The 16,428-nt window shown below is 73.1% G+C and carries 15 protein-coding genes; 4 read left to right on the top strand and 11 right to left on the bottom strand.

Translation table 11 applies throughout. The annotated features are described in order from the left end of the window. Nucleotides 1-57: 57 nt before the first annotated feature. On the bottom strand, nt 58-3,465 hold the full coding sequence (locus FHS29_RS01035) for a DEAD/DEAH box helicase (RefSeq protein ID WP_184687338.1): 3,408 nt from the start codon (nt 3,463-3,465) through the stop codon (nt 58-60). A gap of 182 nt (nt 3,466-3,647) precedes the next feature. Between FHS29_RS01035 and FHS29_RS01030 the strand changes: the two genes are divergently transcribed. Then, entirely contained in the window at nt 3,648-3,848 is a 201-nt protein-coding gene (locus FHS29_RS01030) for a hypothetical protein (RefSeq protein ID WP_184687336.1), read from the top strand. A 51-nt stretch (nt 3,849-3,899) separates the two neighbouring features. Here the strand turns inward: FHS29_RS01030 and FHS29_RS01025 are convergent, their stop codons facing one another. The 3 genes from FHS29_RS01025 to FHS29_RS01015 are packed head-to-tail and all read right to left on the bottom strand — an operon-like array spanning nt 3,900 to nt 7,464. Beyond that, complete coding sequence (locus tag FHS29_RS01025) at nt 3,900-5,984, bottom strand: xanthine dehydrogenase family protein molybdopterin-binding subunit (RefSeq protein ID WP_184687334.1); 2,085 nt, start codon at nt 5,982-5,984, stop codon at nt 3,900-3,902. Then, on the bottom strand, nt 5,981-6,967 hold the full coding sequence (locus tag FHS29_RS01020) for an FAD binding domain-containing protein (RefSeq protein ID WP_184687332.1): 987 nt from the start codon (nt 6,965-6,967) through the stop codon (nt 5,981-5,983). The genes FHS29_RS01025 and FHS29_RS01020 overlap by 4 nt, the downstream gene beginning before the upstream one ends. Further along, nucleotides 6,964-7,464, bottom strand: coding sequence for a 2Fe-2S iron-sulfur cluster-binding protein (locus FHS29_RS01015; protein ID WP_184687330.1), 501 nt, complete (start codon nt 7,462-7,464; stop codon nt 6,964-6,966). The genes FHS29_RS01020 and FHS29_RS01015 overlap by 4 nt, the downstream gene beginning before the upstream one ends. Before the next feature lie 299 nt (nt 7,465-7,763). Here FHS29_RS01015 and FHS29_RS01010 point away from each other — a divergent pair, with 299 nt between their 5' ends. Further along, nucleotides 7,764-8,324: a hypothetical protein gene (locus FHS29_RS01010; RefSeq protein WP_184687329.1), complete on the top strand. Its 561-nt coding sequence runs from the start codon at nt 7,764-7,766 to the stop codon at nt 8,322-8,324. A 9-nt stretch (nt 8,325-8,333) separates the two neighbouring features. On the opposite strand, the gene FHS29_RS01005 is transcribed toward FHS29_RS01010, so the two are convergent. Continuing rightward, nucleotides 8,334-9,800: a hypothetical protein gene (locus FHS29_RS01005; RefSeq protein WP_184687327.1), complete on the bottom strand. Its 1,467-nt coding sequence runs from the start codon at nt 9,798-9,800 to the stop codon at nt 8,334-8,336. A gap of 78 nt (nt 9,801-9,878) precedes the next feature. Between FHS29_RS01005 and FHS29_RS01000 the strand changes: the two genes are divergently transcribed. Next, a complete protein-coding gene (locus tag FHS29_RS01000; protein WP_312864680.1) occupies nt 9,879-10,469 on the top strand; it encodes a hypothetical protein in 591 nt (196 codons plus the stop codon). Nucleotides 10,470-10,495: 26 nt separating this feature from the next. On the opposite strand, the gene FHS29_RS00995 is transcribed toward FHS29_RS01000, so the two are convergent. Genes FHS29_RS00995 through FHS29_RS37520 form a run of 4 tightly spaced genes read right to left on the bottom strand, consistent with a single transcriptional unit; the run spans nt 10,496 to nt 13,305 of the window. After that, nucleotides 10,496-11,533 carry a serine hydrolase domain-containing protein gene (locus tag FHS29_RS00995; protein ID WP_221455253.1) on the bottom strand — a complete coding sequence of 346 codons (1,038 nt, stop codon included), beginning with the start codon at nt 11,531-11,533 and terminating at the stop codon, nt 10,496-10,498. After that, the gene (locus tag FHS29_RS00990; RefSeq protein WP_184687326.1) at nt 11,530-12,441 is read right to left on the bottom strand and encodes a DUF6895 family protein; all 912 of its coding nucleotides are present in this window, start codon (nt 12,439-12,441) and stop codon (nt 11,530-11,532) included. The genes FHS29_RS00995 and FHS29_RS00990 overlap by 4 nt, the downstream gene beginning before the upstream one ends. After that, complete coding sequence (locus FHS29_RS00985; RefSeq protein ID WP_184687324.1) at nt 12,441-13,169, bottom strand: hypothetical protein; 729 nt, start codon at nt 13,167-13,169, stop codon at nt 12,441-12,443. The genes FHS29_RS00990 and FHS29_RS00985 overlap by 1 nt, the downstream gene beginning before the upstream one ends. A gap of 10 nt (nt 13,170-13,179) precedes the next feature. After that, the gene (locus FHS29_RS37520; RefSeq protein WP_281391483.1) at nt 13,180-13,305 is read right to left on the bottom strand and encodes a hypothetical protein; all 126 of its coding nucleotides are present in this window, start codon (nt 13,303-13,305) and stop codon (nt 13,180-13,182) included. Nucleotides 13,306-13,730: 425 nt separating this feature from the next. Here FHS29_RS37520 and FHS29_RS00980 point away from each other — a divergent pair, with 425 nt between their 5' ends. Beyond that, nucleotides 13,731-14,639: an SMP-30/gluconolactonase/LRE family protein gene (locus FHS29_RS00980; protein WP_184687322.1), complete on the top strand. Its 909-nt coding sequence runs from the start codon at nt 13,731-13,733 to the stop codon at nt 14,637-14,639. A 79-nt stretch (nt 14,640-14,718) separates the two neighbouring features. On the opposite strand, the gene FHS29_RS00975 is transcribed toward FHS29_RS00980, so the two are convergent. Further along, the gene (locus tag FHS29_RS00975; protein WP_184687321.1) at nt 14,719-14,928 is read right to left on the bottom strand and encodes a DUF4287 domain-containing protein; all 210 of its coding nucleotides are present in this window, start codon (nt 14,926-14,928) and stop codon (nt 14,719-14,721) included. After that, nucleotides 14,925-15,740, bottom strand: coding sequence for a siderophore-interacting protein (locus FHS29_RS00970; protein ID WP_184687319.1), 816 nt, complete (start codon nt 15,738-15,740; stop codon nt 14,925-14,927). The genes FHS29_RS00975 and FHS29_RS00970 overlap by 4 nt, the downstream gene beginning before the upstream one ends. Nucleotides 15,741-16,428: the final 688 nt, after the last annotated feature.

The following is a 16,428-nucleotide window of genomic DNA, read 5'->3' as shown; positions in this document are numbered from 1 at the left end:
GCGGGTGGCGGCGAGCACGTCCCGGCGCAGCAGGAGGCGGCCGAAGCCGTGCGGCTGTCAGCCCGGTCGTCGGGCCCCGAGACCCGGTACCGCGCCGAGTCCCCGGCGGGACGGCTTGGGCGGTGGTGGCGGGTCGTCCGCGGTCAGGGCGTCGTACGAGGACAGCCAGCCGGTGGCGCGGTAGTCGCCGCGCCGCGTGAACACCGCGACGCCCGTGTCCGGCTCGTCCGGCGCATCGGGGAAGGCCAGGTCCACGGTCGCCTTCGTGGCGGTGGGCGGGCTGTGGTGCTTGCCGCGCCAGGTGACGGCCACCGCCGCGACCGTGCCGGCGACCGTCGCGTGGTCGTCGTGGACGGTCAGCGACGCGGTGGTGGTGCGTTCCCGGAGCAGGGCCGTGTAACCGGCCTGGTCGAGCTCGCATTCGGCGGGTGGGCGGCCGGGCGGCCAGTCGGGGGAGCGGACGCCACGCGCCACCGCCGAGCGCCACATCTCCGGCACCAGGTCGTGGGCGCGGGCACGGGTGGCCATCTGCTCGCACAGCCACAGCAGCCGGCCCCCGCCGCGCCCCGGCGCGAGGTGCCGCCAGCGCAGCCGGTGGTCCAGGTCCGCCGCGACGATCGCGATCCACGGGTGCACGGTGCCCAGCACGCCCTGCGCCGCCAGCCACGACAGGTAGCGCGGGGCCTGCTCGAACACCGGGTACAGGGTGGACAGCGGGATGCCCGCCGCGACCCGGCGGCCGGGCCTGGCGTGCGCGAACAGGTGCGGCGACCGGGTGGCCAGCAGCAGCCCGGCGCGGGCCAGGTCGCCGGGTGCGGTGGTGGTCTGCGAACCGAGGCCCTTCACCGACGCGGTGTGGGTGATCCGGGACGTGCGCCCGCCCGCCTTGATCACCGTCGCCACGGCGGGCCGGACCTGGTCGGGCACCGGGATGGCCGCCAGGTCGCGCACCGCGACGGACAGCACCAGGGTCAGCGCGTCCTCGGCGGCGTCCGGGTCCGGCGGCACGGGCAGCAGGCGCAGCGCGTACCGCAGCCGGTGGCCGGCGTGCGTGGACACCATCATCCGGGCGGTGAGGCGGCCCAGGTCGGTGATCGCCAGCGCGCCGTCCGGCCGGGCCGTCAGGTGGCCTTCGTCGACCAGGAACGACACCGCGTCCTGCACGGGTTGCAGCGCGTCGTCGCCCTGCGCGTAGGCCAGCGTCTCCACCCACCACGCCTCGGCGTCCGCCAGGCTCGTGATGCGGCCCTGCAACACCTCGGCCAGCACGTGGTCGGGCAGGCTCTCGTGGATCCGCGAGTAGACCGAGTACCCGGCCACCAGCCTGGTCTGCCACGCCGCCCGCTGGTGCTCGTCCACCACCAGGTACGACCAGCCCTCGGTCTCCCCGGCCCCGATCCGCCCCGCCCGGCCGAACATCTGGAGCACCATCGAGGTGTCCATGGTGTCGCCGCCGACCGTCGTGTCGCGGACGATGACCGCGCGGGCGGGCAGGTTGACGCCCGCCGCGACCGTGGAGGTGGCGACCAGGACGTCCGCCTGACGTTCCCGGAAGGCCCGTTCGGCGGCGTGCTTGTGCTCGTAGTCGGCGTAGTGCAGGCGGACGCCGACCTCCGCGCACACCTTGGTCAACCCGTCCACGTCGTCCGCCGCCACGGTGTGGACCGGTGCGCCCCGGTCGGCGGCGATCGCCATCGCGGTGGACCGGACGTTGCGCTTGGAGCCGCAGAACACCAGCACGCTGCCCTGCTCGGCGGTGTGCCGGGCGGTCAGGTCGATCACCACCTGCTCGCGCAGGCGGGCGTTCGCGGCGTACCCGGACCCGGCGGGCACGGTCGGCAGCTGCCAGGTCACCCGGGACGGCCGCCAGCCGGTCGCGACCAGCTCCGCCTCCAGCCACTCGGCGACCTCGGCGGCGTTGGAGACGGTCGCCGACAGGCCGACGATCCGCACCGGGGAGTCCGCCCCGCGCACCCGCGCCAGCAGCGCCTCCAGCAGCGCGCCCCGGCCGGGGGTGCCGAGCAGGTGGATCTCGTCGACCACCATGCAGCCGACCTCGCCCAGCGCGGCCTGCAGCGACGCCGCCCGGCAGATCGCCTCGAACTTCTCCGTCGTGGCCACCCACAGGTCCGCCGCCCGGACCCGTTCCACGTCGACCGCGTACTCGCCGGAGAGGCGTTCCACCCGCAGGCCCTGCGCGCGCCAGGTCTCCAGCTCGCGGTCGAGCTCGTCGGTCAGCGACCGCTGCGGCACCAGCCACGCAGCCTTGCGACCCTCCTCCAGGATGGTCTTGAGCACCGCCAGCATCCCGATCGCGGTCTTGCCCGCTCCGGTGGGCGCGGTGATCAGCAGGTGCGAGTCGTCGTCCAGGATGCGCGGCGCGGCCTGCGCCTGGGCGGGGTTGAGCACCGGGAACGGCAGGAACGGCAGCCACTCCGGCGGCACCAGCCGGTCCACCGGCGTCGGGTCGGGTGCTCTCGCCGGGGTCGGCTCGTGCAGGTCCCACAGCAGGTCGAAGGCGAGTCGGGCGGCCATCGCCTTGGCGTCGCCGACCGGTTCGCAGCGTTCCGGGACGATGCCGCCGACCTCGGAGAGCCACGCGGTGGCGTGCAGGCGGTCGTTCAGCGAAGAGACCGTCTCCTGCTCCAGCCAGTGCCGGATCGACCGGTGCGGCACGCCCTCCTGGGTGAGCAGGGCGCGCAGGCCGTCGAACTCCGGGCGGTCCGGCATGATCACGCGCCCACCGGTCACGCCGGCGGGCGGCTTCAGCGTCGGATCGGTGGTCTTGCACCACCACACCGGCTCCGCGCCGGCCGCGTCGACCAGGGCGGGCGGCAGCGCGGGCAGGTCGTCCGGGGCCGACGGCACCGCCTCGGACCCGGCCAGGATCGACCTGATCCGAGCCGCCATGACGGTGGTGGACATCCGCCGCGCCGGTCGTGCGGCCGGCCCTTCCTCCGGTCGAGCCGGTTCTTCCGGACGCACCGGTTCGACCGGTCGGTCCGGTTCCTCGCCGGGTTCCGGTTCCTCCGGTTGGTCGGGTTCGGGTTCCGGGGGCGTTTCCGGGGGTTCGTCGACCGGGGCCGGGCGCCGCACCTCGGGCACGGTCTCCCGCGCCAACGCCGCCAACTGGGCGTCCTCGGCGGCCCGGCGGGCGACCGCCTCCGGCCGCAGCTCGCCCAGCACCGACCGCTGCGACAACTGCAACGCGCGCAACGTGAACGACGCCGGGCACCGCACGCACACCACTGCGGCCTGCAACTGCTGCTTGCCGCGATGCGGGTGCGAGCGGTAGAGCCCGTACAACTCCCCGTCACACCGGGGACACCGCTTCTCCACCGGGATCGGCGACCACTGCCAGCCGGGCTCGCCGTACCGGGCGATCGCGGGTTCGGGACGGACGCCCCACCGGGCTTCGACCACCCCGGCGACCGACGTGTCGACGTCAGACGACCCGCGAACCACTCGTCGCCTCCCCCGTCGGCCACCCCGGTAAGCACGCGATGCTAACCCGGCGGGCGCACACAGGTTCGAACTGCCCGAGATCCTCCGCGCGGACGGGTCACGCTCAGGCGAATGCAACCCGCGGAGAGGTGGAATCGGCCGCCGTGTGGGTACACCGAGCGTTCCGACTAGGAGGTGTCGAAGTGGAACGAGGCAGCGCACAGCACGGCCCGAAGCTGGACGACAAGCTCAAGCAGGAGGTCGAGAACGAACTGCGAGCCGGCGGGCCGACGCGGGCCGAGGAGTGGCGGGATCCGGAGTTCGCCGACGAGGAGGAGTCGGCCGAGCTGGGTCTCACCCGACCTACCTCGGAGCCGCCCGCCTCGGAGCCGCCCAAGTCGTAGTCGTCCCGTCGTAGTCGCCCGCTGGGGGCGCACCACCGTTCGTCGTCCGGGTCAGCGCAGGAAGTGGTCCAAGGTCAACGGCAGGTCCCTGACCCGGATGCCGGTGGCGTGGTGGGCCGCGTTGACGATCGCGGCGGCGGTGCCGACGATGCCGATCTCGCCGACGCCCTTCGTGCCCATGGGGTTGGTGTGCGGGTCGTGTTCGTCGATCCAGCGCGCCTCCACGTTCGGCACGTCGCGGTTGGTGGCGATGTGGTACTCGGCGAAGTCGTGGTTGACCACGTGCCCGAACCGCTCGTCCAGCACGCTTTGTTCGTGCAACGCCATGGACAGGCCCATGGTCATGCCACCGATGAGCTGCGACCGCGCCAACCGCGGGTTCACCACGCGTCCGACGGCGAACACGCCGAGTAGCCGGGGCACCCGCACCTCGCCGGTGTCGACGTGCACCCGGACCTCGGCGAACTGCGCGCCGAACGCGTGCATCGCGTACTCGTCCGAACTGTCGTCCTCCGGCATCGACGCACCGGCCTCGTCACCGACCCCGGCCCGGTCGCCGAACTTCGCGCGGAACGCCTCGGCCGCCGCCACCACCGTGGAACCCCACGAGGTCATGCCGGACGACCCGCCCGCCACGGTCGCCTTCGGCAGTGCCGTGTCGCCGATCCGCAGCTCCACGTCGGGGAAGTCGACGCCCAGCGCGTCGGCGGCGATCTGCGCGAGCGAGGTCCACGTGCCGGTGCCGAGGTCCGCCGCACCGATCTCGACCCGGTAGCGCCCCGGCGCGGTGCAGCGGATCGTGGCCCTGGAACCCGGCGACCGGTTGACCGGGTAGAGCGACGCCGCCACCCCGGTCCCCACCAGCCAGCCGGACTCCTCCCGGACACCCGGCCTCGGGTCGCGGTCCGCCCAGCCGAACGCCTCCGCCCCCTCCCGCAGGCACGCGACCAGGTTGCGGGTGGAGAACGGCTTGCCCGACTCGGGTTCCACGTCGGGTTCGTTGCGGATGCGGAACTCCACCGGGTCCACGCCGCAGGCGATCGCCAGCTCGTCCACGGCGACCTCCGGTCCGAACATGCCGGGGCACTCGCCGGGCGCGCGCATCCACGCCGGCACCGGCACGTCCAGCTCGGCCAGCCGGTGGGTCGTGCGGCGGTGCGGTGCGGCGTACATGATCCGGCTCGGCACCGCGGTCTGCTCGGCGAACTCCTTGATGCGCGAGGTCTGGCCCACCGCGTCGAGCGCGACGGCCGTGAGCCGCCCGTCGTCGTCACAGCCGAGGCGCACCCGTTGGATCGTCGGTGTCCGGTAGCCGACGAGGGAGAACATCTGCTGCCTGGTCACGGCCAGCTTCACCGGCGTGCCGGGTACCGCCTGGGCCGCCATCGCGGTGAGGATCGTGTGCACGTGCGGGGTGCCCTTGGACCCGAACCCGCCACCGACGTGCGGCGAGACGACGCGCACCCGCTCCGGCGCCAACCCCAGGGTCGTCGCAGCGGACTCACGCGTGGTGTGCACGCCTTGCGTGGATTCGTAGAGGAGCAGTTCGCCGTCCGACCACACCGCCGTGGTGGTGTGCGGCTCCATCGGATTGTTGTTGTACCAAGCGGTGGAGTAGGTCTGGTCGAGGGTGAACGACGCTGCGGCCAGTCCCCGTTCGAGGTCGCCTTGGGAGGTGTCGGTGTCGAAGCCGCCGTTCACCTGTTCCGGGGCGTAGAGGTCGTCGCGGTCGGCGCTCAGGTGCGTGTCGTGGGGGAGGCGGTCGATCTCCACGCGCACGAGTGACGCCGCGTGTCGGGCGATCTCGGGTGTGCGTGCCACGACGGCGGCGACGACCTGGCCGCGGAAGCTCACTTCGTGGGACTGCAACGCCGCCAGCTCGGCGTCGTCGGTCGAGGCCAGGCGTGGGGCGTTGTCCGGGGTCAGCACCTCGAGCACGCCGTCGAGTTCCAGCGCGGCAGCGGTGTCGACGGACGTCACCACGCCGCGGGCCACGTCGGACTGCACGAGGTGCAGGTACGCGGGATCCGGCACCGGTTGGTCGCCCGCGTAGGGCGCGGTGCCGGTGACCTTGGCCGGCCCGTCGACCCGGCGGGGCGACCGGCCCAGCACGCGGGGCCGCGGCAGTTCCGTCATCGTTCCTCCCGGCTCAGCTCACGCAGCGCGGACACCACCGTGTTGCGCGCCAGCGGCACCTTGAACGCGTTGTCGCCCAACGGTTTCGCATCGGCCAGCTCGGCCTCGGCGGCACGGCGGAACACGTCGTCACCGACCGGCGAGCCGCGCAGCACGTCCTCGGCGCGCCGCGCCCGCCACGGCTTGTGCGCCACTCCGCCGAGCGCGATCCGGACGTCCCGCACGACGCCCTGCTCGACCCGCAGCACGGCCGCGACGGACACGAGCGCGAACGCGAAGGACGCCCGGTCGCGGACCTTCCGGTACAGCGACCGGGAGCCCGGCGGCAACGGCGGCAGATCCACAGCGGTGATCAAGTCGGCGGGCGAGAGCACGGTGTCCCGCTGCGGTTCGTCACCGGGCAGCCGGTGCAGGTCGACCACCGGCACCACGCGATGACCAGCCGGACCGCGCACGAGCACCTCGGCGTCGAGCGCAGCCATCGCCACCGCCATGTCGGACGGGTGCGTGGCGACGCAGTGCTCCGACGCGCCGAGGATCGCGTGCTGCCGGGTGAAGCCGCCGATGGCCGAACAGCCGCTGCCCGGCTCCCGCTTGTTGCACGGCGTGGAAACGTCCTGGAAGTACGAGCACCGGGTGCGTTGCAGCAGGTTGCCGCCGGTCGTCGCGAGGTTGCGCAGCTGCCCGGACGCGCCGGAGAGCAGGGCGCGGGACAGGACGGGATAAAACTGTCGCACGATCGGGTGGGCCGCCAGATCGCTGTTGCGCACCGTCGCACCGATCCTCAGCCCGCCGTCCGGTAGCTGTTCGACCTCGTCCAACGGCAGCCGGTTGATGTCGACCAGCACGCGGGGCGCGGCGACGCCGAGCTTCATCCGATCGACCAGGTTCGTCCCGCCCGCCAGGAACGCCACCTCGGGATCCGTGACCGCGCCGACTGCACTGTCGACGTCCACTGCGCGCCGGTAGTCGAACGGGATCACCGCGCACCGTCCCGGACCGCGTCGACGATGTTCACGTACGCGCCGCACCGGCACAGGTTGCCGCTCATCCGCTCGCGAACCTCCTCATCGGACAGCTCGACCGGGCCGATCAGGTCCGCCGTCACCGCGCTGGGATGACCGTCCGCAACCTCCGCCAGCACACCCACCGCCGAGCACACCTGGCCAGGTGTGCAGAACCCGCACTGGAACGCGTCCCGCTCGATGAACGCCTCCTGCACGGGGTGCAGCCCGTCGGCCGCCAGTCCTTCCGCCGTGGTGATGACAGCGTCGTCGTGGGCGACGGCGAACGTCAGGCACGTGACGACCCGCCGACCGTCCAGCAGCACCGTGCACGCCCCGCACTGCCCGTGGTCGCAACCCTTCTTGGGTGACGTCACGCCGAGCCCGTCACGCAGCGCGTCCAGCAGCGTCGTCCTGTTCTCCACGCGCAGGCGCCTGGTACGCCCGTCGACCCGCAGCTCGATCTCACCATCCACTTGGGACACCTCCCGCTGTACTCCGTGAAGGCTTCCCGTGGACGGCTGCGTCAACCCACACCGTCAGTGTCGGCCGCCTGCACCGGCAGACCATCGCCCACAGCCGGTGGCGACGTATGCCCTGACCGTGTGACGTAGCCGACTACTTGAAACGTCCACAAGGGACTGGCGATAGTGACGACATGAAGATCATGGGGGGTCCGGCGGCAGTCTGCGTTCTGGCAGGCGTGCTGGTGGTGTGTGGTCCGACACCGGCACCGGAGCCCGCTCCGTCGTCGGCGCCGACGACCTCGGCCCCGGTGACCACGTCGAGCGCGCCGTCGCTGATCGACCGCCTGCCGGCGCTGGTCGAACGCGCCGCGATCCCGCGTGACGGCCTTACCGACTACGGCGTCGCCGCACCGACGGACCAGCGGTACGCCGTCTCCGGTATGCCCAAGCCGTGCGCGGCGAAGGTCGACGGTGAGTCCGGCTACACCCCCGGTCTGTTCCGGGAGTGGGACGGGGGCCGCATCGCCCTGCGCCAGACCGTCGTCGGCTACTCCGAGGCGACCGGCGCGGAGGTGCTGTCCCGGCTCACCGCCGCGACCCGCGACTGCGCGGAGTGGGCCGATGGGGACCGCCAGGTGCGCATCACCCAGTCGGAGTCCGTGGAACGCCCGACGGGGGTCGACGGCTTTCTGGGCTTCTGCACGTCGGTGAGGAAGCCCGACCAGGTTTACTGGATGTGCGCGGCGTTCCTGGCGCGCGGCAACCTGGTGTCGTGCGTGTACACGTTCCGCGGTGACGGGCCGCAGGGCGCGCTGGACGACCTGCACGCGATCCTGCCGCGAGCCGTCGACCGCCTCGTCAACGCCTGACGCCCCGGCTCACGACCAGAGCCGGTCGACCAGGTCCGCGGCCAGGGCGGTCAGCCCGGAGCCGCCGAAGCGGCCGATGCGGGTCCACGCGCCGAGGCTGACCTCGTAGATCGGCCGGTCCCACGCGTCCGGGTCGGTCAGGTACCCGAGGTAGTCGTTGGCGTACCCCACCGGCACGACGTGGCGTTCGTCGTGGGACAGGTCCTTGAGGGCCAGCCCCAGTTCCACGAACGGTTCGCCGGGCAGTCCGGCCAGCGCGACGTCCCCGAGGCGCAGCACCTGCACCTCGGCCGAGATCGGGTCGGTGCCCCGGTCGATGGCGACGAGTTGTTCCTCGGTCTCCTGCACCTGCTCGGTGAGCGCGACGATGGTGGCCTTCGGGGCGTCGGCGGCGATGGCGTCGGCGAGCGCCCGCGTGCGCGCGTCCAGCTCCTCCTGGAACGGCGCGCGCTCGGGCAGCTCGCGCGACGCGACGTCGAGCTGTTCCGCCAGGGCGGCGACCGGACCGGACACCGGTGCGTCCGCGCCCTGGACGATCTCCACGACCCTGGTGCCGAGCGCCATGCCCAGCCTCTCGGTGTGGGCGAAGGCGTCCCGGACGTTCTCGGGCACCAGTTCGTACTCCGCGTCGAACGGCGACCGCCACGCCCAGCCGTCGTGGGTGAGCGGATCGGGTGGTGGCGCCAGGTTGCCGCAGGCGCCCTGCAGGAACAACGCGGCGCGGCAGCCGGGCACGTTGCGCTCGACGAAGTCCGACGAGACGCCGGGGAAGTCGGCCGACGCGTACGGCTGCACCTGCACGATCACCGGGTGCGTCGCGAAGTTGTAGAGCACCGCGCACCAGTCCGGCGCCTCCAGCACCAGCACGGACACCTCGGGGTCGTCCGGCGCGGCGGCCGGGTCCGGGTACGCCCAGGAGCCGCGGTTGACCGCGAGCGTGCCGCGCACCACGTCACCGCTGCCGCGTCGGGCGGTGACCGGTCGCCGGTCCTCGAAGGCCTGGACCGCCGCGGTGACGAGCTGGTCGGCGTACTCGGCGAGCCAGGCGTCCGCGCCGGGGGTGTCCAGCAGCGGGCGCACGTCCCCGGTCTCCGGGCTGGAGTGCGTGTGGGAACTGGCGATCATCACGTGCGTCGGTGGAACCCCGGTGGCCTGCTCGACGGCGCTGCGCACCTCGGCGGTGAAGTCGCGGCCGGGACCGAGGATGTCGTTGTTGATGCCGAGCGCGTCGACCGCGATCACGATGACGGTCTCGCCGCCCACCTCGCCGAACGCGACGGCGCGGGCGTGCAGCGCGTCGTGGACCCCGAAGTAGGGCGAGTGCCGGGGGATCCCGCCGAGGTACGGAATCGTCAGGGGAGGGGTCAGGTCGACTCTCGCCGCTCCCGCCGTGTAGGACATCCCGTCCCCCCATCCCTCGGTCTCCCAGGATGCACGCCGGTCGCCGAGGCGCGGGATGTCCCGGGTGTTCACCACCCGAACAGCGGATCGACCGGGAGGGGGACGCCCGACCTGCCTCACGATTTCCGCGGTGACCGCGGCTAGGCTCCGGCCGTGCTTCCCGTTGCGCTCGACGTGGCCCCGTACGACACCTCCACCGGGTCGCGTGCGGGTGGTGCGGCGCCGGCTTGCCTTGCCCTGGAAGGCGATCTGCTGGACCGCTACGACTACGTGCTCACCATCGGGGCGGGTGTGGCGCCGTGGTCGGGCGGGCGTGAGCTGTCGGTGTTGCTGCGCCGTGGTTTCACGGTGGGCGACGACGACGTGGAGTACCCGGACATCGGTGCCAAGGCGGTGCTGCACCCGCCGTCTCCGCGCGGGGACGGTGGGCGCGGTGTCCACCCGGGACTGGGCAGTGCGGCGCTGGTGCCGGTCGAAGCCGATGACGAGGCGGCGGCGTTCGTGCGGATCGCGGATGTGCCGCGGTTGATCCAGAACGAGCCGACGTACGCGGCGGTGGTGGAGGCGGACGGGTACCGGTTCCTGTTCCAGGTGGAGGACGACGGGTTGCCGCACGGGGATCATCCGGCGGGGGAGTTCCTGTTCGGCGACCACCCGTTCGGCTACGGGGCGATCTACTTCTACGGTGCGCTCGACGATCAGGGACACGCGACCCTCGTCGTGCCCGGGTTCCTCGACTTCTGAGACGGTTGTCCGGTGCTACGCGGTGCTCATGCCGAGGCGGGTTGCGAGCCGTGCCCCGTCGCCGGTGGGGCTTGTCCGGCAGGTCGGGCGCTGAGGGCGCGCAGGGCGTCGTAGGAGCGTTGCACGAACGGCGAGCGCAGCGTCGGTCCCACGTTGGTCAAGGTGACCAGTGCGGTGCGGCGTTGGGGGCTGAAGCCGGCGAACGCGGTGAACCCGCGGGTGGCGCCCGAGTGGAACACCAGGTCGTGGTCGGGGTACCGGCGCAGGTTCCACACCAGGCACAGGTGGTCGTCGGCGGACACCGCGACGCGTGGTGTGACGACGTCGGTCAGCGCGGCGGCCAGGGTCGCGGGCCGCCGGTCGAGCAGGGCGGTGAGCAGGGCGAGCATGTCCCGGGCGGACGAGCGCAGTGCCCCGGCGGCGGGGAGGCCGGGTATCTCCCACGGTGGGCGCGGCCGGCCGCGCAGGTAGCCGGTGGCCTGCGGCGCGGTGTCGAACCCGGTGTCGGTCAGCCGGAGCGGGCGCGTCACGCGTTCGGCCAGCAGGTCCTCGAACGGCCGGTCGGCGGCTCGCGCGAGTGCCAAGCCCAGGATGGCGACGCCGTAGTTGGAGTACCGCACGCGGTGGCCCTGCGCGGGTCGGCTCCGCGTCGGACGGGTCCGGTGCAGTGCCGTGGCGAGTTCCGCCGGCCCGAAGCGGCGGTAAGGGTTGGTGCGCCACCCGGGAACGGCCGTCCTGAGCAGGCCGGGCGGCAGGCGGGGCAGCCCGGCGGTGTGGGTGGCCAGTCGTTCCAGCGTGGCGGCCGGGCCGAGGCGCGTGCCCAGGTAGCGGTCCACCGGGTCGTCGTGGCGCACTTCGCCGCGTCGCGCCATCTCCGCCAGCAGCAACGCGGTGAACACCTTGGTCAGCGAGCCGATCTCGAACCGGGTGGTCGCGTCGACCGGCTGTGGGCGGTCCAGCGAGGTGGTGCCGGCGACCAGGAGCACGTCCTCGCCGTCCCGGTGGACCGCCACGGCGGTGCCCGCCGCGGTGGTCAGCAGGCCGCTGAAGTCCACCTCGGTCACGCGTCGGAGCCGAGCAGCCGGGACAGCGCGACCGTGCCCGCGACGGTGGCGACCACGGCGGTGTGCTGGTGGTCGCGGAACCGCTCCGACGGGTCTTCGGCCACCGGCTCGCCGTCGCGGGGCACCAGGCCGTCCGCGTGCTGCACGGCGGCGAACGCCTCCCACTCGGCGGCGTCCACGCGGGGCTCCGGCAGGCACGCGCCGACGATGAGCAGTTCGCCAACCAGGTCCCACTGGCACGCCTCGGCCCACACGTCGACCCACACCGGCAGCCACGCGGCCAGGTAGTCGGCGACGTGCTCGGGAAGGCCGTGCGGGCGGGCGCCCCAGTCGGTGAGGTGGAAGACGGTGTGCGTCGCGCAGTACGCGGTGAACCAGTCGATCGCCCACGGCGCCGGTGTGCTGCCCAGCCAGGTGGCCCGGGTCAGCGCATCCCAGTCGTCGTCGCGGGGGATGCCCACGACGCGGTGCCCGTTGGCCACGGCGAGTCGGCGGTTCGGCACCAGCTCGGTGATGGCGTCGACCGCCGACGTGTGCGCCAGCACCTCTTCCAGCGCGTGGTGGCGCCGCCCGGCGCGGGCGAAGGGGGCGTAGCACTCCAGCGGATCGGTGAGCATGGTGTGCCGCAGCTGGCGTTCGTAGAGCAGGTCGCCGCGGCGCAGCTCGTCCCAGCAGAAGTCCAGCAGCTCGCGGGCCTGCCGCAACTGCGTGCCGCCGGTGACGCCCTCGCGGAGCACGAGCGACGCCGCGAGCGCCGCCTCGCCCAGCGGCTTGTAGACGCTGTTGGGATCGTCCAGGTCCGCGGTGGCGTTGTCCGCGAAGGCGCCCAGGGCGCGGTTCGCGTGCAGCCAGGTGATGGCGCGGGCGGCCACCTCGTGCGCGGTGCCCGCCACCGGGTCGACAGCCATCACGTGCCCTTCGCCAGGTGGCGTGCCACGGCCAGGTCCAGCAGCAGTCTCGCGTCATTTCCCGCGTGCAGCCTCAGGTGCTCCACCAGCGCCACGGGATCGAGCGGGACGATGTCGCGGAGCAGCGCCACCCAGCGCGCCAGGCGGGCGGCGGTGGCGTGGTCGCGGCGCAGCACCGCGCGGGTCGTGCCGCGGGCCAGCGCGAGCGGTTCACCGGACACGGCCTCCACCACCGGGCCGTCCGCGCCGGGCAGCGCCAGCATGGACAGCTGGGCGACCGCCACGGACCAGCGCTGCCACTGCTCGGCCGGTCCCAGGACGTCGACCGGGTCACCGGGGGTGTCGGCCACCGGCTGCGCGGTGCCGGGTGCGGGCGACGGACCGTCGGCCAGCCGGGTGAGCAGCCGAGTGGTGGTCCAGTCGCGCCACGCCATCACGTGCTGCTCGCGCGTCGCCGGCCGGTGCACGGGCGGGAACGCGTCGAACGCGTCGGCGACCGCGTCCACGTCCCGCGTCTCCAGTGGACTGCCCAGCAGCAGTTGGGGCGCGAAGACGTCGGCGCCCACCAGTCTGACCGCGCCCAGGCCGGCCACGTGCTCGGCGCACGAGTCCAGGAATCCCGCGACGTGCGCCGGACTTCCCTCGCCGAGTGCTTCGAGCACGTGGCCGGCCAGTGCGGCCGCCGCGTCCGCGTAGGACGGACGACCGACCCTGTTCTCCGCCGTCACTGCTGCCGGACTACTTCGGCTTGCCGGGCGAGAGCAGGAGCAGCGCGAGGAGCAGCCCGGCAGCGGACGGGACGCACAGCGGCGGGTCCGCGATCGCGGCTTCCGGTGTGACCGCCGCGGTCATCAGTTCGGTCATGTCCTCCGGTGTCGTGACCGGACGGACTGGTGTGTGAACAGACATGACGGCTCTCCTTGCTCGGGGACGTGCTGTGATTCGAGTGCAGCACAGCAGGCTTCGCCCGGCTGGCGGGAACGGTCCATCGGGGACCAATCCACTCGTGTAGGTGAACCCGGACGGCGGTAGTGACCAGCGCGTATCCTCCGGCCGAGGGTCCGCGCCGGGCGTCGCGCCGGCGGTAGCGGGCGGAGGAAGGGGCCCGAGGTCGCGGCCGGGCCACAACCGTGTCGCCGTGGTGCTGAGGACGGGTGGCCGGGGGCGCGGCGAGGGTGCCCGACTGACGACGTGGGCCACGCCGCGCAGCGAAAGGGTTCCGCTGGGTTACTGCGTGGTGCTGCGGAGCCCGTGAGACTGGACTGGGCGCTCCGGCGAAAGGACATCCGATGCGATCTGCTCGTCGTGCACTGGCCTGCGCCCTCGTCCTGCTCACGTTCGGTCCTCCGGGCGCGTCGGCGGCGGCCGACCCGACGACCATCCCCCTCCCCGACGGATTCCGCCCGGAAGGCATCGCGATCAGCGGCCGGTGGGCCTACTTCGGCTCGATGGGCACCGGCGCGATCTACCGGGCGGACCTGACCACCGGACGCGGCGAGCAGTTCGTCCGGGGCACCGGCACGGCCGCCGTCGGGCTCAAGGTCGACGAGCGCGGCCGGCTGTTCGTCGCGGGCGGCGGTGGCGGCGACGCGCGGGTGGTCGACACCCGCACCGGCACCACGCTGGCCACGTTCCGGTTCGGCACCCGGTCCACGTTCGTCAACGACGTGGTCCTCACGCCACAGGCCGCGTGGTTCACCGACTCGCTCACGGCGGTGCTCTACAAGGTGCCGTTCGGGCCGGACGGCGCGCTGCCCGCGCGAGCCGAGGTGATCCGGCTCAGCGGCGACATCGCCTACCAGTCCGGGACGAACGCCAACGGCATCGAGACCACCCCGGACGGCCGCGGGCTGATCATCGCCCAGCACAACACCGGCAAGCTGTTCCGGGTCGACCCGGCGACTGGCGTGACCAGGACGGTGACCGTGAACGGCGGTCCGCTGGTGAACACCGACGGGCTGCTGCGCGACGGGAACACGCTCTACGTGGTGGAGAACCGGGTCAACCGGGTGGCCGCGGTGAGCCTGGACCCGACCGGGGCGAGCGGCACGCTGCTGCGCCGGGTCACCGACCCGAGGTTCGACGTGCCGACCACGGCCGCGGCGTACCAGGACCGGCTGTACCTGCCCAACGGCAGGTTCACCACCACGCCGACGCCGAACACCACCTACACGGCGGTGGCCATCCCGAAACCCTGACGGCCGAGACCCCGACGGCCGGAACCGGCGCGGGTCGACGGGTCTGCGCGGCCTGGTCGTCCTGGCGCACGGACAGCGCTCAGTTCGCGCCCTCGGCCAGGGTGTGGGCCACCAGGGCGTTGGCGTGCCCGTGGCCCAGGCCGTGTTCGGTCTTCAGCCAGGACACCAGGTCCATGTGCTTGGTCAGCGGCGACGACCGGATGAGGTCCTGCCACTCCGGGATCGGCCGGCCGTACTTCTCCTCGATGGACGGGAAGTAGCTCGCCGGACCCTTGACCGCGTCGCTCACGCCTGCCGCTCCTGTTCCTGTTCGACCTGGCGGTTCCAGTCCGACTTGGTGGACTGCCAACCGTCCTCGTCCTTGCCCAGCCGCCAGTAGCCCGAGATGGAGAGCTGCTCGCGCGGCACCGCCCGCTCCACCCGCAGGTAGCCGCGCAGGTCCTTGACCATGGCGGCCTCACCGTGCACGAACGCGTGCACGCGCCCCGGCGGGAAGTCCAGCGCGCGCACCGCCGCCACCACGGCCTCGCCGCGCGGCCGGCCGTCGCGGTGCACCCAGACCACGTCGAACGGCGCGTCCTGCTCGTCGTCGGGACCGTCCACCTCGGCGAAGACCTTCGCGACGGCCCCGGCGGGCAGTGCGTCCAGCGCCGCCGCGATCGCGGGCCACGCGCTCTCGTCGCCGGCCAGCAGGTACCAGTCGGCGGTCGGGTCCGGGGCGTAGCCGCCGCCCGGACCGGCGAAGTGCAGCACGTCGCCCGGCTGGGCCTTGGCGGCCCACGGACCCGCCAGACCGGAGTCGCCGTGGACGACGAAGTCGATCCACAGCTCGCCGGCCTCGGCGTCCCAGCGGCGCACCGTGTACGTGCGGGTGCGTGGCCACTGGTCGCGGGGCAGCGACTCGCGGATCGCCGCCAGGTCGAACGGCTCCGGGTAGGCCGCGCCGTCCTGCGGGAACTGGAGCTTCACGTAGCTGTCGGTGAACGGGCCCACCGCGAACCCGGCCAGCCCCTCGCCGCCGAGGACGACCCTGATCATGTGGGGCGCGAGCTGCTCGGTGCGCAGGACGCGACCGCTCTTGGTCCGGGACCGCTCCGACATGGGTTCTTGCTCCTCGCCGCCGACGACACTCTCGGTGTCCACCGTACGTGCCGGGGTCGGTCTTATGGAGTACTGCCGGCCCCGGCGGAGCGCTGCCAGGGTGAGCGGAACAGAGCCCCGCTCGGTTTCCCGACCCGGCCGGCGGGGCCACAACCTGGGGGGAACACCCGATGCCACGCCGTTTCCACGGCGCGCGCCGGTCCAGCCGTGCCAGATCCATCGCCGCCGTCCTCTCGCTCACCCTGGTGATGTCGCTCACGGAAGCGATCTCCGCGTGGGTACCGGGAGTCGGAGGCGGAAAGCGCTGACCGCGAGGTCCTGACCACTCCCGAGACCGACGCCGGACGGGTCGACGCGGCGGTGAGATCGACCGAACTCCCGCCCCGGTTCGTGTCGGAGGTCGCGGGACTGCTGGAGGAATGGGGCGCGTGGCCTGAGCCGGTGGCGCTGGGGCCGAAGTGGCAGGCCCAGCCAGATCGCGTCCAGGAAGTCGAGGCGAACCCGACCCGGTGGGCTGCGGCACCCGGAAGGGCGGCCGAACGGCCTGTCGCTTCCTGGCCCGTTCAGCGGTACCCGTCCCGATCCGTCCCCCGGAAGCGGTAGCCCGTATGGCTGAAGTTGTCGAGCCCCGCCCGACCGCGCCGACCCGGAACCGCTGGTCAGGATGACCCCGGCGCGGGCACCACCG

The organism is Saccharothrix tamanrassetensis (assembly GCF_014203665.1).
In the GTDB taxonomy this organism is placed as follows: domain Bacteria; phylum Actinomycetota; class Actinomycetes; order Mycobacteriales; family Pseudonocardiaceae; genus Actinosynnema; species Actinosynnema tamanrassetense.
The sequence above is the reverse complement of the archived record's forward strand: the minus strand, read 5'-3'. Positions and strand labels throughout refer to the sequence as shown.

Bases quoted from the DNA above. Each gene is read 5' to 3' on its own strand.
- FHS29_RS00980 (WP_184687322.1), top strand. From the start codon at position 13,731: ATGCGATCTGCTCGTCGTGCACTGGCCTGCGCCCTCGTCCTGCTCACG.
- FHS29_RS00970 (WP_184687319.1), bottom strand. From the start codon at position 15,740: ATGTCGGAGCGGTCCCGGACCAAGAGCGGTCGCGTCCTGCGCACCGAG.
- FHS29_RS37520 (WP_281391483.1), bottom strand. From the start codon at position 13,305: ATGACCGAACTGATGACCGCGGCGGTCACACCGGAAGCCGCGATCGCG.
- FHS29_RS00990 (WP_184687326.1), bottom strand. From the start codon at position 12,441: ATGGCTGTCGACCCGGTGGCGGGCACCGCGCACGAGGTGGCCGCCCGC.
- FHS29_RS01025 (WP_184687334.1), bottom strand. From the start codon at position 5,984: ATGACGGAACTGCCGCGGCCCCGCGTGCTGGGCCGGTCGCCCCGCCGG.